28 protein-coding genes are annotated in these 25,784 nt (G+C 45.1%); 20 read left to right on the top strand and 8 right to left on the bottom strand.

The window, feature by feature from the left end:
- The first annotated feature begins 47 nt into the window (after positions 1-47).
- From BC643_RS08550 to BC643_RS08560, 3 genes are all read left to right on the top strand, one after another.
- Positions 48-986: a glycosyltransferase family 2 protein gene (locus BC643_RS08550; RefSeq protein WP_120272688.1), complete on the top strand. Its 939-nt coding sequence runs from the start codon at positions 48-50 to the stop codon at positions 984-986.
- 101 nt (positions 987-1,087) lie between these two features.
- Positions 1,088-1,561 carry a pantetheine-phosphate adenylyltransferase gene (coaD, locus tag BC643_RS08555; protein WP_120272689.1) on the top strand — a complete coding sequence of 158 codons (474 nt, stop codon included), beginning with the start codon at positions 1,088-1,090 and terminating at the stop codon, positions 1,559-1,561.
- Position 1,562: 1 nt separating this feature from the next.
- Entirely contained in the window at positions 1,563-2,981 is a 1,419-nt protein-coding gene (locus BC643_RS08560; RefSeq protein ID WP_120272690.1) for a peroxiredoxin family protein, read from the top strand.
- Here BC643_RS08560 and BC643_RS08565 read toward each other — a convergent pair.
- A complete protein-coding gene (locus tag BC643_RS08565) occupies positions 2,969-3,595 on the bottom strand; it encodes an NUDIX hydrolase (RefSeq protein ID WP_170154502.1) in 627 nt (208 codons plus the stop codon). The two genes, BC643_RS08560 and BC643_RS08565, sit on opposite strands and share 13 nt — an antisense overlap.
- A 33-nt stretch (positions 3,596-3,628) precedes the next feature.
- Here BC643_RS08565 and pyrE point away from each other — a divergent pair, with 33 nt between their 5' ends.
- The 7 genes from pyrE (at position 3,629) to BC643_RS08600 (ending at position 8,857) form a co-directional block, all read left to right on the top strand.
- The gene (gene pyrE / locus BC643_RS08570) at positions 3,629-4,264 is read left to right on the top strand and encodes an orotate phosphoribosyltransferase (RefSeq protein ID WP_120272692.1); all 636 of its coding nucleotides are present in this window, start codon (positions 3,629-3,631) and stop codon (positions 4,262-4,264) included.
- A gap of 130 nt (positions 4,265-4,394) precedes the next feature.
- The gene (locus BC643_RS08575) at positions 4,395-4,844 is read left to right on the top strand and encodes an SRPBCC family protein (RefSeq protein ID WP_120272693.1); all 450 of its coding nucleotides are present in this window, start codon (positions 4,395-4,397) and stop codon (positions 4,842-4,844) included.
- Between the two features lie 42 nt (positions 4,845-4,886).
- Positions 4,887-5,918: a tRNA 2-selenouridine(34) synthase MnmH gene (mnmH, locus tag BC643_RS08580; protein WP_120272694.1), complete on the top strand. Its 1,032-nt coding sequence runs from the start codon at positions 4,887-4,889 to the stop codon at positions 5,916-5,918.
- Positions 5,911-6,942: a selenide, water dikinase SelD gene (gene selD, locus BC643_RS08585; RefSeq protein WP_120272695.1), complete on the top strand. Its 1,032-nt coding sequence runs from the start codon at positions 5,911-5,913 to the stop codon at positions 6,940-6,942. Before mnmH ends, selD begins: the two co-directional genes overlap by 8 nt.
- A 135-nt stretch (positions 6,943-7,077) precedes the next feature.
- Complete coding sequence (locus tag BC643_RS08590) at positions 7,078-7,788, top strand: hemerythrin domain-containing protein (RefSeq protein WP_120272696.1); 711 nt, start codon at positions 7,078-7,080, stop codon at positions 7,786-7,788.
- Positions 7,788-8,390, top strand: coding sequence for a helix-turn-helix transcriptional regulator (locus BC643_RS08595; RefSeq protein ID WP_120272697.1), 603 nt, complete (start codon positions 7,788-7,790; stop codon positions 8,388-8,390). The genes BC643_RS08590 and BC643_RS08595 overlap by 1 nt, the downstream gene beginning before the upstream one ends.
- Positions 8,391-8,488: 98 nt before the next feature.
- A complete protein-coding gene (locus BC643_RS08600; protein WP_120272698.1) occupies positions 8,489-8,857 on the top strand; it encodes a DUF6686 family protein in 369 nt (122 codons plus the stop codon).
- A gap of 3 nt (positions 8,858-8,860) precedes the next feature.
- Here the strand turns inward: BC643_RS08600 and BC643_RS08605 are convergent, their stop codons facing one another.
- Both BC643_RS08605 and BC643_RS08610 read right to left on the bottom strand, forming a co-directional pair.
- Positions 8,861-10,258 carry a S41 family peptidase gene (locus BC643_RS08605; protein WP_120272699.1) on the bottom strand — a complete coding sequence of 466 codons (1,398 nt, stop codon included), beginning with the start codon at positions 10,256-10,258 and terminating at the stop codon, positions 8,861-8,863.
- A 99-nt stretch (positions 10,259-10,357) separates the two neighbouring features.
- Positions 10,358-11,107, bottom strand: a complete 750-nt coding sequence (locus tag BC643_RS08610; protein ID WP_120272700.1) for a biotin--[acetyl-CoA-carboxylase] ligase — start codon at positions 11,105-11,107, stop codon at positions 10,358-10,360.
- A 121-nt stretch (positions 11,108-11,228) separates the two neighbouring features.
- Between BC643_RS08610 and rsfS the strand changes: the two genes are divergently transcribed.
- The 7 genes from rsfS to BC643_RS08645 all read left to right on the top strand — a co-directional run bounded on the left by rsfS (position 11,229) and on the right by BC643_RS08645 (position 16,889).
- Positions 11,229-11,609, top strand: a complete 381-nt coding sequence (gene rsfS, locus BC643_RS08615) for a ribosome silencing factor (RefSeq protein WP_120272701.1) — start codon at positions 11,229-11,231, stop codon at positions 11,607-11,609.
- A gap of 5 nt (positions 11,610-11,614) precedes the next feature.
- Positions 11,615-13,645 carry an ATP-dependent zinc metalloprotease FtsH gene (ftsH, locus tag BC643_RS08620; protein WP_120272702.1) on the top strand — a complete coding sequence of 677 codons (2,031 nt, stop codon included), beginning with the start codon at positions 11,615-11,617 and terminating at the stop codon, positions 13,643-13,645.
- Between the two features lie 25 nt (positions 13,646-13,670).
- Complete coding sequence (locus BC643_RS08625; RefSeq protein WP_120272703.1) at positions 13,671-14,303, top strand: LutC/YkgG family protein; 633 nt, start codon at positions 13,671-13,673, stop codon at positions 14,301-14,303.
- Between the two features lie 11 nt (positions 14,304-14,314).
- Entirely contained in the window at positions 14,315-14,521 is a 207-nt protein-coding gene (locus tag BC643_RS08630) for a putative signal transducing protein (protein ID WP_120272704.1), read from the top strand.
- Positions 14,518-15,333: a phosphatidate cytidylyltransferase gene (locus tag BC643_RS08635; protein ID WP_147377174.1), complete on the top strand. Its 816-nt coding sequence runs from the start codon at positions 14,518-14,520 to the stop codon at positions 15,331-15,333. Before BC643_RS08630 ends, BC643_RS08635 begins: the two co-directional genes overlap by 4 nt.
- Positions 15,334-15,486: 153 nt before the next feature.
- The gene (locus BC643_RS08640; protein WP_147377175.1) at positions 15,487-16,143 is read left to right on the top strand and encodes a phosphatidylserine decarboxylase family protein; all 657 of its coding nucleotides are present in this window, start codon (positions 15,487-15,489) and stop codon (positions 16,141-16,143) included.
- Positions 16,143-16,889 carry a CDP-alcohol phosphatidyltransferase family protein gene (locus BC643_RS08645; RefSeq protein ID WP_120272707.1) on the top strand — a complete coding sequence of 249 codons (747 nt, stop codon included), beginning with the start codon at positions 16,143-16,145 and terminating at the stop codon, positions 16,887-16,889. The genes BC643_RS08640 and BC643_RS08645 overlap by 1 nt, the downstream gene beginning before the upstream one ends.
- Here the strand turns inward: BC643_RS08645 and BC643_RS23295 are convergent.
- A complete protein-coding gene (locus BC643_RS23295) occupies positions 16,886-17,077 on the bottom strand; it encodes a hypothetical protein (RefSeq protein WP_147377176.1) in 192 nt (63 codons plus the stop codon). The two genes, BC643_RS08645 and BC643_RS23295, sit on opposite strands and share 4 nt — an antisense overlap.
- 256 nt (positions 17,078-17,333) lie before the next feature.
- Between BC643_RS23295 and BC643_RS08650 the strand changes: the two genes are divergently transcribed.
- Positions 17,334-18,077 (top strand): outer membrane beta-barrel protein, encoded by a 744-nt coding sequence (locus BC643_RS08650; RefSeq protein WP_120272708.1) that lies wholly within the window; start codon positions 17,334-17,336, stop codon positions 18,075-18,077.
- A gap of 23 nt (positions 18,078-18,100) precedes the next feature.
- Positions 18,101-19,816, top strand: a complete 1,716-nt coding sequence (locus BC643_RS08655; RefSeq protein WP_120272709.1) for a BACON domain-containing protein — start codon at positions 18,101-18,103, stop codon at positions 19,814-19,816.
- A gap of 48 nt (positions 19,817-19,864) precedes the next feature.
- Here the strand turns inward: BC643_RS08655 and BC643_RS23680 are convergent, their stop codons facing one another.
- The 4 genes from BC643_RS23680 to BC643_RS08670 are packed head-to-tail and all read right to left on the bottom strand — an operon-like array spanning position 19,865 to position 22,949.
- The gene (locus BC643_RS23680) at positions 19,865-19,996 is read right to left on the bottom strand and encodes a hypothetical protein (protein ID WP_262697248.1); all 132 of its coding nucleotides are present in this window, start codon (positions 19,994-19,996) and stop codon (positions 19,865-19,867) included.
- Positions 19,997-20,008: 12 nt separating this feature from the next.
- Complete coding sequence (locus BC643_RS08660) at positions 20,009-21,139, bottom strand: cytochrome d ubiquinol oxidase subunit II (protein WP_120272710.1); 1,131 nt, start codon at positions 21,137-21,139, stop codon at positions 20,009-20,011.
- On the bottom strand, positions 21,139-22,716 hold the full coding sequence (locus tag BC643_RS08665; protein ID WP_120272711.1) for a cytochrome ubiquinol oxidase subunit I: 1,578 nt from the start codon (positions 22,714-22,716) through the stop codon (positions 21,139-21,141). The genes BC643_RS08660 and BC643_RS08665 overlap by 1 nt, the downstream gene beginning before the upstream one ends.
- An 8-nt stretch (positions 22,717-22,724) precedes the next feature.
- Positions 22,725-22,949, bottom strand: a complete 225-nt coding sequence (locus tag BC643_RS08670; protein WP_120272712.1) for a DUF4492 domain-containing protein — start codon at positions 22,947-22,949, stop codon at positions 22,725-22,727.
- Positions 22,950-23,284: 335 nt separating this feature from the next.
- On the opposite strand from BC643_RS08670, the gene BC643_RS08675 reads away from it, so the two are divergent.
- Positions 23,285-25,696 carry a heavy metal translocating P-type ATPase gene (locus tag BC643_RS08675; RefSeq protein WP_120272713.1) on the top strand — a complete coding sequence of 804 codons (2,412 nt, stop codon included), beginning with the start codon at positions 23,285-23,287 and terminating at the stop codon, positions 25,694-25,696.
- Positions 25,697-25,784: the final 88 nt, after the last annotated feature.

Genomic DNA, 25,784 nt, shown 5'->3' on the forward strand with positions numbered 1-25,784 from the left:
TTTTATTACACCACAAATAAACTATATTTACAGAAACAAGCTAACCTTTGACGCCAAAAGCAAAAATATCATTGGTGATTCCCTGCTACAATGAGGAAGCAGCAATCGAATCATTTTACACCGAATTAGTTCGACAATTACCCGACGATTACCAATTTGAAATTATTTTAGTTGACGACGGCAGCAAAGATGGAACACTCAACTGTATCAAAAATCTCGCTGAGCAGGATGAGCATGTCAGTTACATTTCATTCTCCCGCAACTTTGGACACCAAAACGCGTTGAAAGCGGGCTTTGATCATGCTTCGGGCGACTGCGCGATTTGTATGGATGCTGACCTTCAACACCCTCCGGAACTCATCAAAACCTTCATTGAAAAATGGGAGGAGGGACACGATATCGTGCATTCAATTCGGACCGACGAGTCGACAATTGGCAAACGAAAAAAATACAGTTCGAAGGTTTTCTACAAAATCCTTAACCATTTCTCCGATGTGGAAATTCAAAGTGGAATGGCAGACTTTCGCTTGATTGATCGCAAGGTGCTCGATCAACTCACAAACTTTTCGGAGAACTTCATTTTTTACAGGGGACTCTTCCCTTGGATGGGCTTCCGGCAGACAAGCATCAGTTATGTGGCAAACGAACGAATTGCCGGGCAAACCAAATATACATTTGGGAAAATGGTGCGCTTCGCCTCGATCGGGCTGACCTCTTTCAGCGTAAAACCACTTCGATATTCGATTTACCTGGGCTTGCTGTTTGCATTTTTAGCTTTCACCTACCTGATCTACGCAGTGCTGGTTTACCTGTTTACCGATTGGGCCATCACTGGTTGGACATCATTGGTTGTCAGCATCATGTTTTTTGGCGGCATCAACCTGATTATGTTGGGAGTAATTGGTGAATACCTCGGGAAACTATTCATCGAAAGCAAGCGACGCCCCAACTATCTGGTCGCAGAAAGCAATCTTAACAAGCGATAGCCCGAGCACTGCAGCTGCAACTTTTCGCTGATAAACCTAATATTTCTTCAGCTTTCCGAATTTTATCGTTTATATTTGGGAGACTGATTCAAATTCAAATCATGGAGAAAATTGCCATATTTCCCGGGTCGTTCGACCCCTTTACCATCGGACATGAAAGTGTTGTACGCCGGGCCCTGCCTATGTTTGATAAAGTGATTATCATGATTGGCTACAACACCAAAAAACAATCCTTTTTCCCGCTTGAAAAAAGATTGGGCTGGATCGCCCAGGTATTTCAGGATCAACCGAAAGTTGAAGTCAGAAAACACGAGGGACTGACCGTTGATTTTGCACGCTCTGTAAACGCCAATTATATCCTGCGCGGCTTGCGAACATCTGCCGATTTTGAGTACGAACGAGCTATCGCCCAAATGAATAAAAAATTATACCCACAAATCGAGACTGTGTTTTTGCTGACCATGCCCGAACACACGCCAATAAATTCATCAATTGTACGGGATATCATTCTGCATGGAGGCGACGCCAGCATGTTTATTCCAAGCGGCTTAAACATGGACGAATTTACGATTTAACATGCGAGAACTGGTTCTTTTCATCGGAGCGTTGCTGCTGTTTGTCAACGCTGAAGCTCAAACTCAGGCTGTACGAATATTCGGAAATGCACCCGATTATGCCGGGCGAAAAATTGCCTTACAGGTCTCCAATGACCCGGTAAGCGATCATACTGAAACGTTGGTTGAGTTGAACATTCTGCCGGATGGCTCCTTTGACGAATCTGTCTTGATCAATCAAACCACCTGTTGCTTTGCGACTTTCGATCGGTGGAAAGCGGTAATTTACCTGCAACCGACACAAAGCTATGAGCTTGTTTTTCCACCCTCCCAACCATTAACAGAGCAGGAAAAACGCAATCCGTTTTTCAGAAGCTCAGAGATCGCCTTTGGCTTGAAAGATCTACCGGAAAGTGACATTAACCGGTTGATCCAGAAATTTGAATCGGCCTATAACGACGAAGAGAACCGCTACTTCAACGAGATTTTCAAAGATAAATCGACCGCGGCTGCAGACCTGATGCTTAGCGATCTGAATAGCCAGTTCCCCAAAAGTGAAAACAGCTATTTCGAAAATTACAAATTCTTCCGACTGACGGCGATTCGTTTCGCGTTGAGCCAAGACAAGACAAATTCATTTGTAAAAACATATATCGACAGAACACCCATCGATTTTAACCTGCCTCCGTTCAGGGAAATTTTCGATCAACAGTTTACCAATTTCTTCTACCAGGAAAGCAACAAAATCGGAGGCGATCAATTCCGCGTACTCGTTGGTACGGCCAACCTCTCGGGAATAGAAAATAACCTGACCAAACAAAAAGGTTGGAGTACCAAATTGAGCCGCATGGTGATTTTAAAAGGAATTAGCGATGGTTATTACCAGGCGCAGTTCAATCCGCAAACCATGCTGGTTCTGCTAGCCAAAATAGCACAAAGCGACTGGACACCCGCAGAGAAATCAACAGCTGCTTTCTTAAAAAGCAAATTGATTTTCCTGACAAAAGGCACCGCCGCACCAGATTTAGCACTAAAAACACTGAATGGTGATGCCATAAAACTAAGCTCCTTAAAAGGAAAAATGACCTACCTGAGTTTTACAACTGTCACGAATCCGATTTGCCGCCAGCACCTGGATGAAATGAAAAAGTTCGGGCAGCAATTTGCCTCGAACGTTGAATTTGTAACAGTTTTACCGGAAGCTGATTTGGCTCGAAAGGAAGTGATTTTGCAGCAAAACTGGCCGGGTAAAATTTTAATTGCCGACGACAAGGCAATCGAAACTTACCGGGTTAAAACGTTCCCAACGGCATTCCTGCTCGACGAAGACCAAACATTCATCGCCTCCCCGGCACTAAATCCATTGGATGGCCTTCAGCAACAACTAGCGGGAATTTTAAAAAACAAACGAATTGAAGAGCTTCGGAATCAGGCTAAATAAGTTGACAGTAATTCGTTGAGATTGCCGTAAGTTTCCTGCCGGACTTCATCCAGGCGTTCTTCCGGAAACCATTGTATCTCGGTGATATCTTCCTCGATTTGTGGCTGAGGGATTTCGCTTCCACTATAAATCATCTCGAACCAATAGGTTTCTTTCCATACCCAATTGTCCGAACTGGGCAAATAAGGAGAGCGGTAGATGTGAAAGGTAGACTGAAGTTGTCTGGTCATTTGCAAATTGCTGATACCACACTCCTCCTCCACTTCGCGCAAAGCAGCTTCGGCGACTGTCTCCCCGTCTTCTATTTTCCCTTTCGGCAAATCCCACTTCCCCAACCGACGAATGAAAAGAATCTCGCCCGACAAATTTCTGACAATTCCTCCGGCAGCAGGCATTTGATTCATCTTGGAGAGAAGCTCGGCAAGCAAGTCTTTTTCAATCAAACATTTAAAGATAGGTTGTTCAGCATGTTTCTGTTTATCAAGTCGTTTCAGAAGGGCAAAAAAATCATCAACGCCTTGAATTTCAACATATTCCCCAATGTTACCCAAACGTAAATTCTTGTTTTCGGGGGTCAAAAGGATCAAACACTCATTAAAAAAAACTTTGTACATTTGCTGCGAACTAAGAAAAAACATTAAATCATTATGCAAGATATCCACTTGGAAGTAACAAAAAAGCTTGTTCAAATTAACACAATAAAAATCCAACCAACAAGTCCGTTTACCTGGGCTTCAGGCTGGAAAGCACCGATTTACTGTGACAACCGGAAATTGTTGTCATACCCGGAAGCCAGAACTTTTATCTGCAAACAATTTGCGAAAATCGTTCGTGAGAAATACCCTCAAGCAGAAGTAATCGCCGGGGTAGCAACCGGAGCAATTGCTCATGGTGTATTGGTGGCTGAAGAATTGGGATTACCTTTTATCTACGTTCGTTCAAGCCCGAAAGGACACGGCTTGGAAAACCTGATCGAAGGTGATTTGAAAGCAGGTCAAAAAGTTGTGGTAATCGAAGATTTGGTTTCAACAGGATTGAGCAGTCTGAAAGCTGCTGAAGCCATCCAAACTGCCGGCGGAGCTGAAGTGCTGGGCATGTTGGCGATCTTCACATACAACTTCCCTGTTGCGAAAGAAGCTTTTGATAAAGCTGGTATTGAACTGACAACATTGAGCCGCTACCAAACATTGATTGAAGTTGCTTTGGAATCGGGCGACATCGAAGAGAGCCAGGTTGAGTCGTTGAACAAATGGCGTGAAGATCCGGCAAACTGGGGAAAATAATCCAGAAACAAACAATATCTATAAGTGCAATCCCCGGCCCTGTCGGGGATTTTTCTGTTTTATATTTTTAACTTCGAACACCAATTGAAAGGACCAAACGAAAAACTCCTTTCCAAAAAATCAGACCAATATGGGACTTCAAAAATATGTAAGCGACATTAAAACGATCGAACAAAACCACGAGATCGTTTACAACTACCTGTCGAATTTCGAAAACCTGTCAACCTATGTCAACGACGGGCTGCTGGCGAAAATGAACGAATCGGTTCCGCAAATAAAAGTTACCGATTTCGAATCCGATTCAGACTCCTGTCGGTTCAACATTTCCGGAATGGGCCAGGCTGAAATTCGAATCATCGACCGCGAGCCTCATAAAACAATTAAAATCAACAGCTCCGGCAATCTTCCGGTGGGCATCACCTTCTGGATTCAGTTGTTACCAGTCGATGCATACCAATCAAAAATCAAATTGACGTTGCATGCAGAAATGAGCATGATGATCAAAATGATGGTCAACAAGAAACTGGAAGAAGGCATCAACCAGCTCGCTGACATGCTGACAAAACTGCCGTACGCCTAATCCCGCGTCCACGGGATCTTTCAACGAAAGGCTCATTAGAAGATGATAACCAAAATTAAAATCGATCAATATTTCAGCACCCACTCGGGGTTGCCGTTGATTGATGTGCGTTCGCCGGGCGAATTCCAAAAAGGACACATTCCCGGTGCGTTCAATGTCCCGCTATTTTCAGACGATGAACGGGCACAGGTTGGAACGATGTACGTTCGCCAGTCACGCGAGAAAGCGATCGAGTTGGGTTATCGGTTTGTTACGCCGAAGTTGATCGATTTCATTACACAATCCGAACAAATTGCGCCCAGCAAAGAAGTCGTCGTTCATTGCTGGCGGGGAGGAATGCGTAGTGCTGCCTTTGCTCAGCACCTTTCCGACAATGGCTTTCAGCAGGTTTACCTGATCGAAGGTGGCTATAAAGCATTTCGGAACTTCGTGCTCAAAACCTTCGACTTCCCATTCAAACTAAATGTGCTAGGCGGTTTTACCGGCAGTGGAAAAACCCGAATCCTCGAGTCAATTCGGGAGATGGGACATCAGGTTGTGGATTTGGAACAACTGGCCAACCACAAAGGCTCAGCTTTTGGTGGCATTGGGCTGCCGAAACAGCCAAGTGTGGAGCAGTTCGAAAATGACGTATTCGAAGATTTTCGCAAACTGGACTTTTCGAAACCGATTTGGCTGGAAGATGAAAGCCACAACATCGGGCATGTGAAAATCCCGATTAACCTTTTCAGACAAATGCGGGAGCATCCGTTGCTCTTTCTGGATATTCCGAGAGAAAAACGAGCAGAGCATCTTGTGGAAGAATACGGCAAGTGCAATAATGAAGAACTGGCAAGTGCCATCGGGCGCATCCAAAAGCGTCTGGGTGGTTTGGCTGTAAAAAACGCACTTCAATACCTGGAAGAAGGAAACTATTTTGAAGTTGCCAGAATCACGTTATTTTATTACGATAAATCTTACCTCAAGGGGATGCGAATGAGGGAACAATCCAAGGTTGTCACGATCACACTAGAAGATACGGATGCCGCAAAAAATGCCGAACTAATTTTAAATCAAACAGAAAGCTATGTCTGATATAAGACTCACACAATATAGCCACGGAGCCGGTTGCGGCTGCAAAATCTCGCCTCAAGTATTGAGCACAATTCTGCACAACACGGTTGGATCAGTCACCGATCCGCGATTGCTCGTGGGCAACGAAAGTCGCGACGACGCCGCTGTTTATGACATGAACGACGGGACAGCAGTCATCAGCACAACCGACTTCTTCATGCCCATTGTCGACGATCCGTTTACATTTGGCAAAATTGCGGCAACCAATGCAATCAGCGATGTTTATGCCATGGGCGGCAAACCCTTGTTGGCAATTGCCATTCTCGGATGGCCGGTTGACAAACTGCCTGCGGAAGTGGCCCAACAAGTGATGGACGGTGGTCGTCAGGCCTGCAAAGATGCCGGAATAACACTTGCCGGCGGACACAGCATTGACAGTCCTGAACCTATTTTCGGGCTGGCCGTGACCGGACAGGTTGAATTAAAAAAGCTGAAACGGAATGACACAGCAACTGAAGGGTGTTTGCTCTACCTGACCAAACCTCTTGGCGTTGGTGTACTGACAACTGCTCAGAAACAAGGCAAGTTAAAACCGGAACATGCAAACCTTGCTCCCGACTCCATGACGAAGCTCAACACAGTAGGACTGGAGCTGGCCGAAATTGACGGAGTGAAAGCGATGACCGACGTCACCGGCTTTGGATTGCTCGGGCACCTGGCTGAAATGTGTGAAGGGAGCAATTTATCAGCAACCATCGAACTGGATAAAGTTCCGCGTCTGCCGGATGTTGATTCATATATAAATCAAAACTGCATACCGGGAGGCACACACCGAAATTGGAGTAGCTATGGCTGCAACATTAGTCTGAATGATGAGAGCGACCGGTTTATTCTTTGCGATCCGCAAACCAGCGGCGGCCTGTTGATTGCCGTCGACCTGGCAGCACAAGCGGAGGTTGAACAAATCCTGCAAAATCATCATTTTCAAACCACTCCTCTGGGCGTCCTAAAAGCAAAAGGCGCAAAATTAATTGAGGTTTTTTAAACGATTGGACATCCCGCGAGTCCAAAAAATGATTTTTGTAAAATACCGGTGAGCAATTTGCCGGAAAAACTGTTATTACAACTAAACAGCAAAAATCGGGTCAAAGCCGATTCAAAAAAAACAGGGTAAACGATTATGAAGCTATTTAAGAAAGAAGATAAAATGAGTTCGCTGGTTACGGCAAATTCAAACTTATTACCGGTCATCAATCGCTTTGGCATCCGTTTGGGTTTTAAGGAAAAAACCATCGGTGAGATTTGCCATGAACAAGATGTCAACCCTGATTTCTTCCTGGCAATTGTCAACACCTACACCGAGGAGAATTATTTCCCGGAAAAAGAATTACTTTCTTTCTCGCCGCTCCTGTTGATCGATTACCTGAAGACAACCCACAACTATTACATCGGCTACGTACTTCCCAAAATTGAGACCCTGCTCGAACGCGTCATTGCCAGCTGCAAGGAAGGTTGTACTAGTTTGAAGATGATCAGCTCATTCTACCAGAAATACAAAGCAGAACTGCTACTGCACCTGCAACACGAAGATGAAAAAGAGTTTCCCTACATTGTTGATCTACTTAAAACCCGGAAACTTCGGGAAGGACAAAAGTCGATCGCAGAATATGAAACGGAACATACCGACGTTGAAGAAAAACTGAGTGACTTAAAAAATCTTTTGATCAAATATGTTGAGCCGGGCTACAATCACAACGACATGAACGAGTTTGTGCAAGCCCTTTTTCAGTTTGAAAAAGACCTTTACGATCACGCCCGGATTGAAGATGCAATTTTGATCAAACAGGTAGAAATGTTGGAAGAAGAAATAAAAACAAACGCTGTTCAGTAATGGAAGAAAACGTATTTATTATTCATCCATCTGAAATTCTTCGGAAAGGACTCGCGTGGATTCTAAAAGAGTATTTCAAGATTGAGATTACGCAATTAAGCGAAATCAACGACATTGCTTCGTTTACCGGAATCAGTGGAAGTCTGATTATTATCATCATTCAAAAAGGGCTGGGTTTGCCGCCCGAAGTCGATGAACGTTTGCGCAGAAACAACAACCTGTATTTGGTTAGTCTCAGTGCATCTACTGATACCGAAGGCCTTACTGCCGGATATGATTACGACTTGAATGTACTGGATTCGAATCTCGAAATTCAAAAGCTAATCCAGGTGATCCGGAAGTCGGCAACAAAAGCCAAAACACAAACCTTCGAGAACGGCGACCTCACCCAACGTGAAAAGGACGTGATTCGCCACATTGCGCTTGGGTTATCGAACAAAGAAATGGCTGACAAACTGAATATCAGCATCCACACCGTTATTTCACACCGGAAAAACATTACGGAAAAACTGAATATCAAATCAATTTCGGGGCTGACTGTTTATGCAATCATGAACAACCTGCTTGACATCTCCGACATCAACCCGGAAGAACTGATTTAAACCCTGCAGAATTCCCTCATGTTTCCCCAATATCCCAACATTTAGGGATTGACCTTCAGGCTGAATCGCACGAACTTTGGAGGACAAAAGATTCAGTCATGAAGTATGAAACATTAAACGGGAAACTATTCATTTGTTCCAGCTGTAAAAAAATCCACCTCGAATTCGGCAACATTGGCATGGACTTTCAATCTGAAAAAACATTGAAAGAAATGCTGACTTACCTAAATGGCGTGAAACAAACGAGCCAAAGCTTCCCAAATCAAGACATGCCTTACCGTCGGACAATCATGATCCCTTTCGAGAATACCAATCTGAAAATTTTATTGAATGACGATGAGATTGAAGAATTAACCTCACTCTTCACTCATTTCATCGCCTTAATGAACGGAGAAAAGATAACCGTCGGGCAAAAAGAAATCCCGATGAAAATCTTCAACGGGATCTCGTCTATTCGTTTAAACTAACTTTTACTGATTCAGAACCGGCAACGATTTATTAAGCGGAACATACAGGTTCCGTTTCTTTTCGAGCAGTTTCGTTGCGAAGCGATCACCGGCTACATCAATTTTAGCCGATTTTGTTGATGCTGTTGCGGTGCCACCAATCAGGCTAATTGCCTGCGCCAGGTATGGGTCATCGGTATCACCGAAAGGATAGCGGGCACTGGAAGCTGTTATCGCATAATCAGGATCCAAACCATCTACAAAATCCGTATAACCATCCGCATTTGCGTACTTCATAACGACGGGCAACATACACCATTCGTCGTTATCATCTGGCATTACCCACATCCCGGTGTATTTACCGTAAGTTGCCTGTCCGATTTTAATGACATCCATGTATGGCTGAAGACCGATCATGGTCAATTCACTGGCAGAAGCTGTTCCTCCGGTGGTTAAGAAATACACCGTACTCAAATTCAAATTGCTTGAATTATCCTCGAATTTATAATTCAGGTAGTCTTCAAAATCAGCGTCACTTTCGAGGTAGGCCTGCAGACCGGAATTGTACTGCATTTTAACCAAGGTCTCGTGCGCCGAAACTACACTCGCCGGAGCAATTGCCGATGCCAAATAAGAGGCGGCATCAATCTCCCCTCCGGGGTTGTAACGCAAATCGACGATCAAGTCGGTAATTCCGGCTGTTTTAAATTCAGTGAAAATATCATCCAGCGACTGCAGGAATTTATCATCATCGCCGGCAACATATTCCACATAAACCAGGTAACCAACACTTTTACCATCAACATCCAGCACGGCGTGGTAAATCGCCGGATCAGTCGTCGTTTCAATAGCTGTCAATGAAAGTGTTTCTCCGGCAACTAAACTTCCGTTTGAAATAGATGCGATTTGCAGGGTGCAGGAACTAGCGCTAAAAATATTGGAATACTGTTCCGAGTAGTTGTCGGCAGTAATGGATTCACCGTTTACTTTCAAAATGACATCACCCCGTTCAAGGCCGCCAACTTCGGCAGCCGACTCGGGATAAACGTAGTCAACAACGAAGCAAATCTCTTCGTAATTTGCATCGACCCAATAGGCCGTGTAATCAAAGCCCATCGTTACCTGAACGCCACTGAACTCTGCTGCCAGCGAAGCGTAATCGTCGGTAATCCACGACCAACTGTCATCGGTGTAAAGTAACTTGCTAAAATATTCTGACGGATCTTCTTCCTGTGTTTCGTCAATGTCCGGCAGTTCATCGTTCCACAGGTAATAAAGCTCCATATTCTCTTTAATCCACTCATTCACAGCCAGTGTTTCCTCACTGACCGGATTGACAATGATCTCTTCATCTTTATGACACGCATTGAACGAGAAAAGCAGCACAACAAGAAGCGAGATAGTCGTAAGTTGTTTTTTCATTTTGAATCTCTTAATACATTATTCGGTATAAAGTAAGTCCATCTGACGGGTTGAAAACCCTACCCCATTTTCGAAGAAACCAAATGTAGGCAAACACTTTTAAATTAGATAACTCACTTCTTTAAAATGGTAGGCTCTCACATTCTTGCTTTCATCTTCGACCAGGAGCTGGCCAATCTCATTTACACCAATAATCTTACCAAAGTATTTTCCCTGATCATCTTTAAACCAGTGCCACTCATTCAAGCGGTAGAGCTTGGATACAAACAGGTCGCTGACTTCTTCGTATTCACCCTTGGCCAATTTTTGATAAAAAAGGTCAATGTGCGACAATAGCTCTTTCAGCTGTTCCTCCAGGTCACGTGTTTCCCCTGTGAGCTGAAAAAGTGAAACCGGGTTCGGCGCGTCCGAAACAAATTTTTCCTGGTTAATATTCAAACCTATTCCGATAATGGATTGAAGAATTTCACCGCGCATGATGCCATTCTCGATTAAAATTCCACAGATTTTGCGATCACCGACATACACATCATTGGGCCATTTAATCCTGACCTGATCGACAAAACGACTCAGGTAACGTTCCAGTCCCAGGCAAACCACCTTCGACAACATGTAAGATTTCTCGATCGGCAAAAAATTTGGACGGATGTAAATTGAAAAAGTGAGGTTTTTACCGGCTGCACTTTCCCACTTATTGGCCAGGTGTCCACGCCCTGCTGTCTGTGCTACTGCCAAAAAGACAGTACCCTCTTTCACCTCATTTTCACGCACTTGATCGGTGGCATAGTTATTGGTACTTGGGGTTTGTTCCAATATTATGATGCTTTGACCTATAATCTGACACTCCATTTTTGAGTTTTTTTAACAAACTAGTATAAACTATTTTTTTAATTTTCAGGTTATTACCCTTTGCAGTTAAAAACATCAAAATAAACGAAAAAATTTATCTTTGTATTTCTAATAGAAATTTATGACGAAAACGCAGACAGAGAAGGACAGTGAAAGTCGACTTAATGCAGTTATTGAAGGTATAGATCGAAAAAAGGGACTGGATATAATCAAAATTGACTTAACAAAAATAAATCACTCCGAATGTAATTATTTCATCATTTGCCACGGCAATTCCACTACCCATGTGGATGCCATAGCCCGTTCAGTAGAAGATACAGTTGAAGAAATGATCGGAGAACGAGCCTGGCATAAGGACGGCTACAAAAATTCACTATGGATTTTGCTGGATTATGCCGATATCATGGTTCACGTGTTCCAACATGAAACCCGCGACTTCTACGACTTGGAGAACCTTTGGGCAGACGGGGTAATTGAAGAAATAAATTTAGAAAACAAGTAAGCACAATGGCTGATAAAAACACAAATAAAAACAAGCAGCGTCCTAATTTGGGAAATTTCAGAGCGGGAGCCAAGCCTCCTAAGTTCAATCCTTACTGGATTTACGGGATTGTAATTGTCCTGTTTTTAGCCGTCCAATATTTTAGTTTTGGCGGTGGCCCCGTTGAGACGAATTGGCAGGAAGTAAAAAATACCATGGTGAAAAACCACGACATCTCGAAAATTGTGGTTGTCAACCGGGAAGAAGCGCAAATTTACCTGAAGGAAAGCAGCTACGAAAAATACAAAGACAAGCTGAACAAAGGTTTCAATGCCCCGTCACAAATGGGACCGCACTACTATTACACCATTGGTTCGGTTGATACTTTTGAAGAAAACCTGCGAAATGCGCAAGCTGAGTTCGCAGAAAACGAAAAAATAACGGTCGAGTACAAGACTGTCCACAACTACTTCAGCGAAATCCTGAGCTGGATTTTTCCATTCCTTTTAATCATAGGTATTTGGTGGTGGATCTTCCGCCGCATGAGCAAAGGAACCGGAGGCGGCGGTGGTGCCGGCAATATTTTCAGCGTTGGAAAATCGCAGGCAAAAGTATTCGACAAGGACTCTCGCGTTAACACAACGTTTAAAGATGTAGCCGGATTGTCGGAAGCAAAACAGGAAGTTGAAGAGATCGTAGAGTTCCTGAAAAATCCATCGAAATACACCAAACTGGGAGGTAAAATCCCGAAAGGTGCCTTATTGGTTGGCCCTCCGGGAACCGGTAAAACCTTGTTGGCAAAAGCTGTTGCCGGCGAAGCCAATGTACCGTTCTTCTCTATGTCGGGTTCCGACTTCGTGGAAATGTTTGTTGGGGTTGGTGCATCGCGTGTTCGCGACTTGTTTAAACAAGCCAAAGAAAAATCGCCCTGTATCGTATTTATCGACGAGATTGACGCCATTGGCCGTGCCCGTGGTAAAAACCCGAACATGGGATCGAACGATGAGCGCGAAAATACCCTGAACCAGTTGTTGACTGAAATGGATGGTTTCGACACCAACTCCGGAGTTATCATTCTGGCAGCTACCAACCGCGCCGATATTCTGGACCGCGCCCTGATGCGTGCCGGACGTTTCGACCGTCAGATTCATGTTGAATTGCCCGACCTGAATGAGCGTCGCGATATTTTCAAAGTACACCTTCGTCCGTTGAAACTGGCAGAAGAAGTGGAAGTTAATTTCCTGGCCAAACAAACACCGGGCTTCTCGGGTGCCGATATTGCCAATGTTTGTAACGAAGCAGCCTTGATTGCTGCCCGTAACAACCACGAGAAAGTAGGCAAACAAGACTTTTTAGATGCTGTTGACCGAATCATCGGCGGTTTGGAAAAGAAAAACAAAATCATCTCAAAAGAAGAGAAAAAACGGATTGCCTACCACGAAGCAGGTCACGCTACCATTAGCTGGTTGCTCGAACATGCACACCCGTTGGTGAAAGTGACCATCGTTCCGCGCGGAAAAGCACTGGGTGCTGCCTGGTACTTGCCTGAAGAACGTTCGATCACTACAAAAGAGCAATTGCTGGATGAAATGTGTTCGACCCTTGGAGGACGCGCTGCCGAGCAATTGGCGTTTGGCAACATCTCTTCGGGTGCTCAAAACGACCTCGAAAAAGTAACCAAGACCGCTTATGCGATGATCAGCATTTACGGTATGAGTGATAAAGTTGGTAATTTCAGCTATTACGACTCAACCGGCCAAAGCGACTTTGGTTTCACCAAACCATACAGCGAAAAAACAGCTGAATTGATCGATGCAGAAGCAAAAGCCATGATTGACGAACAATACCAACGTGCGTTGAAAGTATTGGCTGATGCGGCAGAAGGACATCACCAACTGGCTGAAAAACTGTTGGAAAGAGAGGTCATCTTCGGTGAAGACCTGGAACAGATTTTCGGTAAACGCCCTTGGCAGAAAGACGAGCTTCCCGGCAACGGAAATGCTTCAACGCCGGAAATTGGTACAGAAGAGAAACCGAAGGATGTAACCCAGTTGTAAGAAAAATCAGAAAATACAATAGACCATGTCGTCCAGAGAAAACATTTTAAACCGCTTGAAACAGGGGCGGGAAAGCCGCCCTGCCGTTACGCTTGAAAAACCGGATTTCGAAGCTCCCATCTATCACGAGCCGAAAGGCAGCCTGGCTGATTGGTTCCAGGAAAACCTGGAGTTGGTAGCGGGTAAAGTTTACCGTCCTAAGAACCTGGCGGAAGCGGTTGAAATGGTGGCCTCTTTCAAAAAAGAAGAGAACTGGACGAACATTTTCTGTACTGATCCTCTGCTGCAAAAAGCACTGACTGGGTCTGTCGACTACCAGCAAAACGATGAAGAATTTCTGAATCTTCAGGTCGGCATTACCCCCTGCGAATTTTTGGTAGCTCACCTGGGATCGGTAATGATTAGCGCCGGGGGTGCTTCGGGACGTCGCCTGCATGTTTTCCCTGAAACGCACATCGTCATTGCACACCAACGTCAATTGGTGAAGTTTTTGGATGATGCCATGGAAGCCATTCAAGCGAAGTACCACGGGAATATCCCCAGCTCAATCACCAATATTACCGGGCCAAGCCGTACCGCCGATATCGAAAAAACATTGGTTATGGGTATGCACGGTCCGAAAAAACTGATCGTATTACTTTGCGATGAACCTTTTTAAATCAAGCCGGAATGGAAACGAACTTTGTATTGGTTTTCACAACTGCAGAAGCCTTTAAAGCTGAAATAGCGAAGGAAATTCTGGACGACAACGACATCAAATGCGTGGTGATGAACCAACAAGATTCGGTGATTCCGTCGATTGGTGAAATTGAAATTTATGTGCACGAAAATGATCTGGAGCTCGCTCTGGACATCCTCAAAAAGTTGAAAAATTGAAAAACCTGCTCGTCCGGTCACTCACCGGGATTGTCTTTGTTGCGGTCATGCTTGCCAGCCTGTTTTTAGGCGAATTCACTTACGGAATCCTTTTCTTGGCCATTTTACTGGGCATGTTGTACGAGTTTTTCAACATCACCGGCTCTTTGGGATTTCAACCACACCGTTTCATAGCATCGCTGACGGGTGCATTGACTTTTGTGCTTAGTTTTCTGATAGCATCGCAACGAATCAGCCCACTGTGGTTTTTCAGCATTTTCCCTTTCATTCTGATTACCTTTGTGAACGAACTGTTTGCCAATAAAAAACATTCGCTCCAAAATATCGCCATCAGCCTCTCGGCGCTCATTTATGCAGCGTTGCCAATGAGCCTGAGCAACTACCTGGTATTCTCTAAATTCCATGGTGCCTACTCGGCTAACTTGTTTCTGGCGCTTTTAATCATCATTTGGGTGTACGACTCGGGTGCCTACCTGTTTGGTGTCAGCTTTGGTAAACATCGCCTGTTCGAGCGCATTTCCCCTAAAAAATCATGGGAAGGTGCCATTGGCGGAACATTACTAGCCTTGGGAGCGGCGGCAGTCATTGCCCAATATATCACTCAAATCTCATTGGTGCACTGGCTCATCCTCGGCTTTTTGATCGTGGTGGCCTCCACACTGGGCGACCTGACCGAATCGATGATCAAACGGCAATTTGGGGTGAAGGATAGTGGCAGCATCTTCCCCGGTCACGGCGGAATACTCGACCGCTTCGACTCCTTGTTATTTGCGATCCCTGTTTTTGTCTGCTACCTCGAAGTCTTCATTTAACTTCTTTTGAAACGTTTTCGAGCAAAGCAATGCAAATTTCCTTATTTTTGCAGCGCTTATTGCGGGAACACTTGTCCGAATGAAACAATAAATCGGTCAATTTCGCGTAAGTGTAATTTGACATTTGCTATTAAAAACGACATTTTAAAATTCATGAAATTTCATCCGGCGGGACATAAAATCATTCGTAACACATTCATCCTGGTAATCGCTTTTAACCTGATTGGTTGGCTGTTTGTTAGTCATTCATTTTTCAGTGGTTTAATCAGCCTGGCAACCTTGGTTGTGCTGGTTTTAGTTCTGCAGTTTTTCCGTTACCCCGACCGGAAAGTCGCGGTGAATCCCAAGAACATTATTTCACCGGCTGACGGTAAAGTATGTGTGATTGAGGAAACAGAAGAAAAGTTGTACCTGAAACGTAAATGCCTAAAGGTTTCCATCTTCATGTCGCCGCTGAACGTGCACATCAACTGGGTACCGGTTCCGGGAAAAGTAACTTTCTCGATGCATAAAGAAGGTGAGTTTTACGCCGCTTTCAAAGATAAATCGGCCGACGAAAACGAACGCTATTGCACCGCTTTCCAACTAGCCGACGGACGCGAAATTATGGCAAACCAGGTTGCCGGAGCCATGGCTCGCCGCATCCTGAACTTCCTGAAAAAAGACCAGCAAGTCACTCAAGATATGGAAATGGGCTTCATCCGCTTCGGATCACGCGTCGACCTGTACCTTCCGCTCGACACCAAACTGAACGTGAAACTGGGTGATAAAGTAACCGGATCGCAAACAATTATTGGAGAATTAAGCTAATGAGAACTGTTCGTGATTTCTTTTATTGGGTTCCCAATTTTATCACGGCCATGAACCTGGCTTCAGGCTGCGTGGCTGTTTTCCTGGGTATACAAGGTTATATTGGTATTGCTGCATTACTGATTGCGGCAGCCTCTGTTTTCGACTTCATGGACGGTATGGCTGCCCGCCTGCTGAACTCATACTCCGATGTTGGCAAAGAAATGGACTCGCTGGCTGATTTGGTTTCCTTCGGTGTTGCACCCGGTGCCATTTTGGTTACCATGCTGCAACTGGCCATGTTCAACGAAGTGAGACCATTGTTGGAGATTGACGCCAACTGGATGCAGTGGATCTTCCTGTTGGCGGCGCTTTTGGTACCGGTTGCCGGAGCCTTCCGATTGGCTAAGTTCAACCTCGATACCCGCCAAACAGAAAACTTCCTGGGCTTACCGATTCCGGCGAATGCACTGTTTTACGCCTCGCTGGCAGTAGTGGTTGCCTGGGGTAACAAACCAGCGCTCGAGCATATCATCCTCAACAGGTTCAACCTGTTGACCTGCATCGCGATTATTTCGGCCCTGATGATTTCGGAAGTACCGATGTTTTCGCTGAAATTTAAAAGCCTGAAATGGAAAGGCAACGAAATCCGTTTGGCATTCCTGGTATTGTGCGTGGTGATCTTTGCCGTGCTCAACATCTACGGCTTACCGCTCATCATGCTGAGCTACATCGCCATTTCACTGGTACAAAAGCTGATGGCTTAACCAGCTACAAATACGTCTTTAGCATTATTTTCAATCGATATAGAACGGCCCCAATTGGGGTCGTTTTCTTTTTTGTTTGAATGAAATCGGAACATCAAATCCATTGAATTCATCATATCAATCTGCCGTACCATCCAGTTCCAACGCAGTATGAAAAACGGAGAAAATAAGCTCTCTATTCTTTGCATAATTATTTCTTTCACTCATGATTACCTACAGTAAATAAAGCTTCCATCCGACTTATTCGAAACGCTAAATTCGAAGTATCCCAAAACCACAAAACTTTTATTATCAGCTCTAAATTGAAACAAAATCGACACCCAATTTAAATTAATTCCAACTTAATCCAACAAGCCCAAAAACATCATTGGATAAACATAAATTTGACACCAAACCATTTATATTAGCTTAATAGAACTGGAACAACTAACTCACACTACCGTTATGAACAAAAAACTTTTATTCAGTGCTCTAATGGTGCTTCTATCGCTGTACATACAAGCCCAGAGCCAGCTGCAACAGGTGGAGTTCACGAAAGACAAGAATTCCCCCAGACTGTTCTTTTCCGTCGAAGGCGGACTCTCCTACCTCACGGTAAGCGTGAAAGATGAAAAAGAAGCGATGGTCCAATCGGGCGCTGACGCCAATGACGTCGATGAGTTTTACTCCGATTTTAAACTGGGCTACCATGCCCGCGCAACGGCCGGTTTGATGTTTTCGAAAAATCTGGGAGCCGGAATCAAATACCGCTACTTCAATAGCAATGCTAAAATGATGACTTTCCTGGATCCACAGGATGGTATGAACTTGTATTACGGTGAGCTCAGCGAAAATGTCTACCTCAACTTCGTCGGAGGCAGCTTTGTTGCCAACAGAGAATTATCTGAACACTGGGCAATCGGCATCGATTACGGCGTTGGACTTACACTGCTGCACGATGAGACGGTAGCGCTCAACTACCGGATATTGACAACCGGAGCAACTTTGAGCCTTGACCTTGGCTTCCGGGCCGAATACAAAATTACACCCCGGCTATCGACCAGCGTGCAGGCCGCGCTTTATCTCGCGAACTTCAAAACGGTGACCATGGACGACGGCTACCAAAAAGAAACCATCGACCTGGACAAAGACCAGTACCTGAACTACTCGGCCATTGACCTGTCGGCCGGATTCGTCTATCGCTTTTAGCCCATCAACTAAATCAAGAACCGATGTTACACACAAAAAATAAAAATGGAAAAGCAGGCTTGCTAGCGACGATCATCATCTTGTTTGTCTTGGCATTCAACGCTTGTAACAGCGACTTCCTGGAGAACCAGGAAAACGAAAGTTACTTCTACCTCGAAGACACCGTACTAATCACCAACCTGGCACAGGAATCTTCACTTACACTACTTATCCCGGATGCCGGTAATGCCAACTATACGGTATCGATCATTCCCAAATGGCTCGAAATTGACGAGATGCAAGGCCGCTTCAATAACAATACAGTGGAGTTGCACTACACGGTCAACCAACTGCCGGAGTTCAACCAAATGGGCTTTTACCAGGGGCAGTTCGCCATACACATTGAAGGACTGGGTACCTTCTACGGCGTCATCTACTACGGAAACCTCGGCAATCCAACGATGTCAATCAGTCCTACAAGTCTCAGTCTTGGCACATCTTTATCGGCTACCGTAAGAATTACAAACAGCTCACAATCCGGAATACTCGCCTGGCAAATCAGCGATTTACCCGATTGGCTGACAACGGACCAAACCATAGGCTTCCTTTATCCGAGCGAAAGCATTGACATTACCTTCAACCGTGAGGTGACAAACGTGGAATACGGAGATTACGAGGGTACTATCAGCATCCAGAATAACTCACCAACGCCCGATTTCAGGATTCCGGTTAGCATGAAAGTTGTCGATTACAACGATCCGAATTACCTGAAGCAGATTGATGGTGATGTTGTGGATGTGGAATACAACAAAACAGCGAACCTAATGGTGTTAGCCTGCAAATCGCCGAATATGCTTCACCTTTATCAAACAGCTGATAATACCATCACATCAATCGCCCTCAACGAAACTCCGAATTGTGTGAGTATTGCCGAAGATGGCACCGGTATCCTTTTAGGAAACACCAACAGTACAGTCACAAAAATTGATGTAGCTGCCCCATCCAGCCCAACCGTTTACTCAATCGATTGTATCCCCTACGACATCGTTTACGGCTCGAACAACTGGTGCTACATAACGCCAACCGAAGACCAATGGGTTTATTTCAGAAGTATGAACCTGGAAACAGGAGAGGTCACTAAATCCGCCCAGGAATATCCCGTTTACGAGAAAACGATCATCAAAAAAATCCCGGTAAAAGATCAGTTGCTTGGTACACGCACCACTTTGTCGCCAACAGGAATTCTGCTATTCGACCTTAGTCCCGGCATTGCAAAAGAGAACGTCAACTATTGGCACGAAGGCATCGGACCATTCTGGTTCTCTGAAAATGGTGATAAGTTCTACTGCAACACCGGCAAGATTTACAGTACTCCGGAATACTCGGATGAAAATGTAAACAGCATCGATATTTCAGCGATTGGAGACTTAGGCACAAACTGGGACTATACGATTAAATGGGTAGACCAATGCGAAGCCGGGAACTCTCTCTTTGTACTTCGGCAAGGTCAGTCTTATAACAGCAATTGGGATACTTCCTATATCGAAGGTTTCAACTCCTACAATTACGTAAAAACTGGAACCTACGAACCGTACCCGGTGCTTCTGACAATTAACGGAACCGAGTCGGCTTACGACACCAGGGCAGATTATGTATTTGCATCCAAAGAAGGGACCAGCATCTATTTGGTTAAAACCACAAAAAGCACCTACGAAATAGGCAACTACTGGTCGATTGAGAAAATCGACGTCGCCGAATAAAACAAAAACGGGCCACTCAAATCCTGAGCGGCCCGTTTTCTATTTCAACTATTCTTCGTATTTCTTTTTAACGTGTTCCAACTTATCGTTGTACTTTTTCACAACGTACTGAACCAGGAAGAGCGAAACCGCAATCAACACCGGCCAGGTTAAAAATAAGAGTATCGATTTCCAGTACATGGGCAATTGTTTTTAGTATGAATGTGAATCTTCGCCGATTTCCTCAGCATCAATTTTCTTACTGTTCATGGCTTTCCAAACCCACCAGATGTAGGCCAAAACGAATGGAACAAACAACGAAACATAGCTCATCGCTGTCAGCGTAAAGTGACTGGATGACGCATTCTGAATGGTCAGTGATGACTGCAGATCGGCAATTGACGGGTAGAAGGCCGTATTGTTGAAACCGGCAACCAGCAACAACATCCAAACCACCAGCACCGTTCCGCCGCCGGCAAACCAAATACCGCTTTCACTGCCTTTCAGCAAAGTGGCTCCGATTCCCCAAAGTACACCAACAACGCCCACCAATAAAATGATGGTCACCAATGGCATAGCCAACAGGTTGTGCAGGTATTTGAAGCTTTCCATGCTAACCGTTCCGGTAGCCGGATCAACCGCGAAACCGTCCTTCAGCAACAAAGCGATCAGGAAGTACAGGAAGAACACCAAAAACGGAATGGCGTTGTAAAGCAATTGCTTTTTACTGCGCTCGTAAATATTGGCATCGTCAACCGAATTGATGAAGTACAAAGCACCCAACACGCGGGCCAGGAAGAACACAGCCAAACCAAGTGCCACATTGTGGAAAGTCAACACTGCTTCCAATCCGCGGAAAGGAGTTTCCCATTGCACGTTGTTCATCTCATTCAGGCTAAACATGGCACCGTTGAAGAATGTACCAACAGCTGTACCAACCAGGATTGTTGCAAAAGCACCATTCAATATCAGGAAGACTTCGTAGGTTTTTGCCCCCAGGAAGTTGGCCGGCTTTTTCCGGTATTCGTACGATACCGCCTGAATAATAAAGAAAAACAGGATGGCCATCCAAACCCAGTAGGCCCCCCCGAAAGAGGTGGCATAAAACAGCGGGAACGAGGCAAAGAAAGCACCACCAAAAGTCACCAAAGTGGTGAAGGTGAATTCCCATTTACGTCCCAAAGTATTCACGAGCAACGAGCGCTCCGTATCGTTTTTACCAATGGTATAAATCAACGTTTGACCGCCCTGCACGAAAGTCAGGAACACAAACAAAGCACCCAGCAGGGACACAATCACCCACCAGTATTGCTGTAACGCGAGATGTGATAAATTTTCGAACATTAGTTGTGCCCTCCTTCTTCTTTAACTTTCGGGCCAATTTTAATTTGGCGCATCATAATTTTGACTTCTGCAATCAACAGCACTGTGAAAATAGCGGCAAACAACCAGAAGGTTACCTGCACCGCGCTGGTACTGATTTTAGTAACAGCAGCCATTGTCGGCATCAAATCCTGGATAACCCAAGGCTGGCGACCAACTTCGGCCACAATCCATCCGCATTGCGAGGCGATGTAAGCCAGCGGAATGGTCCAGATAGCCAGTTTGAGGAATTTGCGGTGTTTCTCCAATTTTCCTCTGATAACGAATAAGAACGAGAGGAAGAAGAACAAGATAAAATACATGCCCAGGAATACCATGATGTGGAAGCTGTAGAACGACAGCGGCACACTCGGGATCAGGACATGCGGGTCGGTGATGTAGCCGTACCCGAAGTATTTGAAATAATTTTCCTGGAAGTCTTTAGTTTGGAACTCGGCTTTGATGGACTCGGCCAACTCGGTGTTTCCAGCTTCTTTGGCTTCTTTAAACTCTTTCAATTTTAAAATGGCAGTTTTGCCACGCTCAATCTTTTCGTGAGCCGACATGATGCCGTACTTTTCATTTCCGTCAATCAAATCGTTGATCCCGGGAACGAAGGCATTCCAGTCCATGTAAGCCATGTACGACAGAATGTTCGGGATCTCCAACTTCATATTGAAGTCCATCAGGTTTTGGTTCGATTCATCGGTGTCGGTGGTCGACATGATCCCCAAAGCGATCAAACCGGCACGTTCGCTACCGTTGTACAAACCTTCGAAAGCTGCAAATTTCATCGGCTGGTGTGTCGCAATGGTTCGCGCTGAACTGTCACCGGTGAAAATCACATAAATGGAAGACAGGAAACCGAACACTGCCGCAACAGCAATACTTTTGCGGGCAAAAACGATTTCGCGCTTCTTCAAAATAAACCAGGCCGAAATACCGATGACAAAAATGGCGGCCAGCACAAATCCGGAAGAGGTGGTGTGCAGGAACTTCTCAACAGCCATCGGCGAGAACAACACCTCCCAAAAACTAACCATCTCGTTGCGGGCAGTCTCCGGGTTAAATTGCATCCCCACCGGACTTTGCATCCAGGCATTGGCTACCAGGATCCACAAGGCAGAAAGGTTCGCTCCGATTGCGGTCAGCCAGGTAGCTGCCAAGTGTACTTTTTTGCTAACTTTCTTCCATCCAAAGAACATGATGGCAATGAAAGTGGACTCCATGAAGAATGCCAGGATTCCTTCGATCGCCAGAGGCGCACCGAAAATATCACCAACAAACCAGGAATAATTGGACCAGTTGGTGCCGAACTCAAACTCAAGGATAATTCCGGTAGCCACCCCAATGGCGAAGTTAATTCCAAACAGGGTCATCCAGAACTTGGTGATTTTCTTCCACTCCGGGTTGCCGGTCTTCACATAAATTGTCTCCATAAAGGCGACAATAAACGAAATACCAAGCGTAAGCGGCACGAAAATCCAGTGATACATGGCCGTCAGGGCGAACTGTGCCCTCGACCAGTTTACTAAAGATACGTCGATTGCTTCTAACATGCGATTTTTTATTTGGTATTGGTTAAATTATCGAGGACATGTTCACTTCGCTGCTCATCGGTGTCGAAGTTCGTTTTTAGGAAATTGGGAAAGAAAAACAACTTCAGAATAAAAAACATGATGAATAGCTTCACCAGAATGACAATCCATACTTGCTTTCCCCATCCGCTCATGTTTCTAAATCCTTCGACGTAGAAACGCCCTGTTCGTACAAGTAAATTCGGTCTGCTCATCGTATCGCTCCTCCGCTCTCAGGTTAAAATTTCCAACAACAAAGAAAACAAACAACAATGTTGGCACAATGTTGACTGATTTTTAATAGGATATTTTTATCTCTTTTTCTGTATATCAATCAATTATCTGAGATCAAAACCATTAGATAAACCGGCCGATACAGAAGTTTTTAAAAAAAAATGCCTATTTTCTATTTTAAACATTTGTTCTTTTCGTAAAGAAAAGGAATTTGTCCTTGGATGACAACCATAAAAATGGCATTTTACAACATCATTATCAACTATTCAGCAGGCAAACTGTTAAATGCACGGCAGAAATAACAACCGAAAACTAAATGACTGAGCAGCAAACCAAAACAAAGACAACCTGCATCCATTGCGGCGACGATTGCGGCAAACATCCCATTATTTGGGACGAAAAACCCTTCTGCTGCAACGGTTGTCAAACGGTTTACCAGCTATTAAACAGCAAACAGCTTGGACGTTATTACGAAATTGAAAAAGTTCCGGGCATCAAAATTGAACAGCCGGAACCTGAAGCTTCCGATAAATTCAATTTCCTCGATCTTCCGGAGATTCAGACGAAATTGCTTGACTTCAGCGACGGTGGAATTTCCAAAGTCCGTTTTTTTATTCCGTCCATCCATTGTGCCTCCTGCATTTGGCTGCTCGAAAATCTGCATCTGCTTCACCAGGGTGTTATTCAGTCATCGGTAAATTTTCCCAAAAAGGAAGTCAGCATCACGTTCAAAGACGAAAAAATAAGTCTGCGCAAATTAGTTGAGCTCCTGGCGTCCATCCATTATGTGCCAGAAATCAATCCGAAAGCGGATACGCAAGAACAAGGTTCGAAGTCAACACGCACATTATTACTAAAAATGGGTATTGCCGGCTTCAGCTTTCTGAACGCCATGATCTATCATTTCCCGCAATATTTGCCCGGCGCCAACGAACTGGAAGCTGGTTTTCGGCAGTTATTCGGCTGGCTGAGTTTTGCACTAAGTATCCCAGTCCTGTTTTACTGCGCAAGCGACTACTTCCTATCAGCCTGGAAAAGCCTGAAAAAGAAAATCATCAGCATTGATTTACCCATTGCACTGGGATTGATCACGTTATTTGTGCAAAGCACCATCGAGATTGTCAGCCACAGCGGAATCGGCTATTTCGATTCGCTCACCGGGCTGGTCTTTTTCCTGCTCATCGGCAAATGGTACCAGGGAATTACCTACGAAGCATTAACCTTTGAGCGCAATTATAAATCGTACTTCCCAGTGGCTGTTACCAAGCTCTCCGAAAACGGGAAAGAAACCATCCCATTGGAACAGCTGCAAGCCGGAGACCGAATTCTGGTGCGCAACCAGGAACTCATCCCGGCCGACGCCACCATCGTTTCCGGTCAAGGCAACATTGACTACAGTTTTGTGACTGGTGAGTCGATTCCTGTTTCGAAACAAACCGGTGATTTTGTGTTTGCCGGTGGCCGTCAATCGGGAAGCGCGGTTGAATTGTTGGTTCAGAAAGAGGTAGAACAGAGCTACCTCACTCAACTGTGGAACCAAAGCCGGGGCCAAAAACAGGATGAAGCAAGCCTGTCGAATCTGATCAACAAAGTCAGCCAATACTTCACCATCACCATCATCAGCATTGCGCTGGCAGCTGCTATCTACTGGCAATTCGCCGACAGCGCCAAATCGATTTTTGCCTTCACTTCGGTGCTCATCATCGCCTGTCCCTGTGCTTTGGCATTAACCATTCCGTTTACTTTCGGCAGCACCATGCGCCAGTTTGGTCGCAAAGGCTTCTACCTGAAAAATGCAGACGTCATCGAAAAGCTGTACCGCACAACAACTGTCGTTTTCGACAAAACAGGCACCATCACGCATGCACAATCGTCAAGGGTGCGTTTTGAAGGCAACCAACTGAAGCAGGAACAAATCGTCCTAATTCGTTCGCTCTGCAAACACTCGAGCCACCCGCTGAGCAAAACATTGTTCAACCAACTGGAGGAAGGAACTATTTGGGAGGTGGAAAACTTCACCGAGCTTCCATCACTCGGGCTCAGCGGCACGGTCAACAAATGCAAAGTGAACCTCGGATCACGCTATTTCGTGACAGGCCAAAAAGAAGGACAGGAAGAACTTCGCACACAGGTTTGGGTGAATATGGATGGCAAAACGCTGGGACATTTCCATTTCGAAAACCGCTATCGCGAAGGACTGGATGAAACAATTGACGAGCTGCATCAACATTACGATCTGCATTTGATAAGCGGGGACAACGAAGCCGAACGCGCCAACCTGTTGCCACTGTTCAAAGATCACGCCCGGCTCAATTTCAACCAATCCCCAACCGACAAATTGGCTTACGTGCAAGAGCTGCAGGCAAACGGCAAAAACACCTTGATGATCGGCGACGGACTGAACGATGCGGGAGCGCTGATGGAAAGCAAAGTGGGGCTGGTTATTGCCGACAACATTTACAACTTCACCCCAGCCTGCGACGCCATCCTGCAGGCATCCCAGTTCGGCAAGCTTGATCGTTTCCTGCAGTTCACCCGTACCAGTCTGACAATCGTCAAACTGAGTTTCGCCATCTCCTTCCTCTACAATCTGGTGGGTATTTCGTTTGCTGTTTCCGGCAACCTCTCTCCCATCGTCGCGGCCATTCTAATGCCCTTAAGTTCAGTCACCGTTGTGGCTTTTGCGACCTTCTCTGTTCGGGTTGCAGCCTCAAAAGCTATGCTGTAAAATAGCTCCGCAACTTTTTCATATTTTTTTGTTTATCTTGACAACAAAGGTTAACCTAGCTTGTTAATAGAAATTAATCGTTTGGGTG

The organism is Mangrovibacterium diazotrophicum (assembly GCF_003610535.1).
GTDB lineage: Bacteria > Bacteroidota > Bacteroidia > Bacteroidales > Prolixibacteraceae > Mangrovibacterium > Mangrovibacterium diazotrophicum.

Excerpts from the sequence above, each read along its gene's own strand:
- ftsH (WP_120272702.1), top strand. The coding sequence starts at position 11,615 with ATGGCTGATAAAAACACAAATAAAAACAAGCAGCGTCCTAATTTGGGA.
- rsfS (WP_120272701.1), top strand. The coding sequence starts at position 11,229 with ATGACGAAAACGCAGACAGAGAAGGACAGTGAAAGTCGACTTAATGCA.
- BC643_RS08650 (WP_120272708.1), top strand. The coding sequence starts at position 17,334 with ATGAACAAAAAACTTTTATTCAGTGCTCTAATGGTGCTTCTATCGCTG.
- BC643_RS08600 (WP_120272698.1), top strand. The coding sequence starts at position 8,489 with ATGAAGTATGAAACATTAAACGGGAAACTATTCATTTGTTCCAGCTGT.
- BC643_RS08660 (WP_120272710.1), bottom strand. The coding sequence starts at position 21,139 with ATGTTCGAAAATTTATCACATCTCGCGTTACAGCAATACTGGTGGGTG.
- BC643_RS08595 (WP_120272697.1), top strand. The coding sequence starts at position 7,788 with ATGGAAGAAAACGTATTTATTATTCATCCATCTGAAATTCTTCGGAAA.
- pyrE (WP_120272692.1), top strand. The coding sequence starts at position 3,629 with ATGCAAGATATCCACTTGGAAGTAACAAAAAAGCTTGTTCAAATTAAC.
- selD (WP_120272695.1), top strand. The coding sequence starts at position 5,911 with ATGTCTGATATAAGACTCACACAATATAGCCACGGAGCCGGTTGCGGC.
- BC643_RS08670 (WP_120272712.1), bottom strand. The coding sequence starts at position 22,949 with ATGAGCAGACCGAATTTACTTGTACGAACAGGGCGTTTCTACGTCGAA.
- BC643_RS08625 (WP_120272703.1), top strand. The coding sequence starts at position 13,671 with ATGTCGTCCAGAGAAAACATTTTAAACCGCTTGAAACAGGGGCGGGAA.
- coaD (WP_120272689.1), top strand. The coding sequence starts at position 1,088 with ATGGAGAAAATTGCCATATTTCCCGGGTCGTTCGACCCCTTTACCATC.
- BC643_RS23295 (WP_147377176.1), bottom strand. The coding sequence starts at position 17,077 with ATGCAAAGAATAGAGAGCTTATTTTCTCCGTTTTTCATACTGCGTTGG.
- BC643_RS08605 (WP_120272699.1), bottom strand. The coding sequence starts at position 10,258 with ATGAAAAAACAACTTACGACTATCTCGCTTCTTGTTGTGCTGCTTTTC.
- BC643_RS08645 (WP_120272707.1), top strand. The coding sequence starts at position 16,143 with ATGAGAACTGTTCGTGATTTCTTTTATTGGGTTCCCAATTTTATCACG.
- BC643_RS08575 (WP_120272693.1), top strand. The coding sequence starts at position 4,395 with ATGGGACTTCAAAAATATGTAAGCGACATTAAAACGATCGAACAAAAC.
- BC643_RS08565 (WP_170154502.1), bottom strand. The coding sequence starts at position 3,595 with ATGTACAAAGTTTTTTTTAATGAGTGTTTGATCCTTTTGACCCCCGAA.
- BC643_RS08610 (WP_120272700.1), bottom strand. The coding sequence starts at position 11,107 with ATGGAGTGTCAGATTATAGGTCAAAGCATCATAATATTGGAACAAACC.
- BC643_RS08560 (WP_120272690.1), top strand. The coding sequence starts at position 1,563 with ATGCGAGAACTGGTTCTTTTCATCGGAGCGTTGCTGCTGTTTGTCAAC.
- BC643_RS08640 (WP_147377175.1), top strand. The coding sequence starts at position 15,487 with ATGAAATTTCATCCGGCGGGACATAAAATCATTCGTAACACATTCATC.
- BC643_RS08590 (WP_120272696.1), top strand. The coding sequence starts at position 7,078 with ATGAAGCTATTTAAGAAAGAAGATAAAATGAGTTCGCTGGTTACGGCA.
- BC643_RS23680 (WP_262697248.1), bottom strand. The coding sequence starts at position 19,996 with ATGTACTGGAAATCGATACTCTTATTTTTAACCTGGCCGGTGTTGATT.
- BC643_RS08655 (WP_120272709.1), top strand. The coding sequence starts at position 18,101 with ATGTTACACACAAAAAATAAAAATGGAAAAGCAGGCTTGCTAGCGACG.
- BC643_RS08675 (WP_120272713.1), top strand. The coding sequence starts at position 23,285 with ATGACTGAGCAGCAAACCAAAACAAAGACAACCTGCATCCATTGCGGC.
- BC643_RS08665 (WP_120272711.1), bottom strand. The coding sequence starts at position 22,716 with ATGTTAGAAGCAATCGACGTATCTTTAGTAAACTGGTCGAGGGCACAG.
- BC643_RS08630 (WP_120272704.1), top strand. The coding sequence starts at position 14,315 with ATGGAAACGAACTTTGTATTGGTTTTCACAACTGCAGAAGCCTTTAAA.
- mnmH (WP_120272694.1), top strand. The coding sequence starts at position 4,887 with ATGATAACCAAAATTAAAATCGATCAATATTTCAGCACCCACTCGGGG.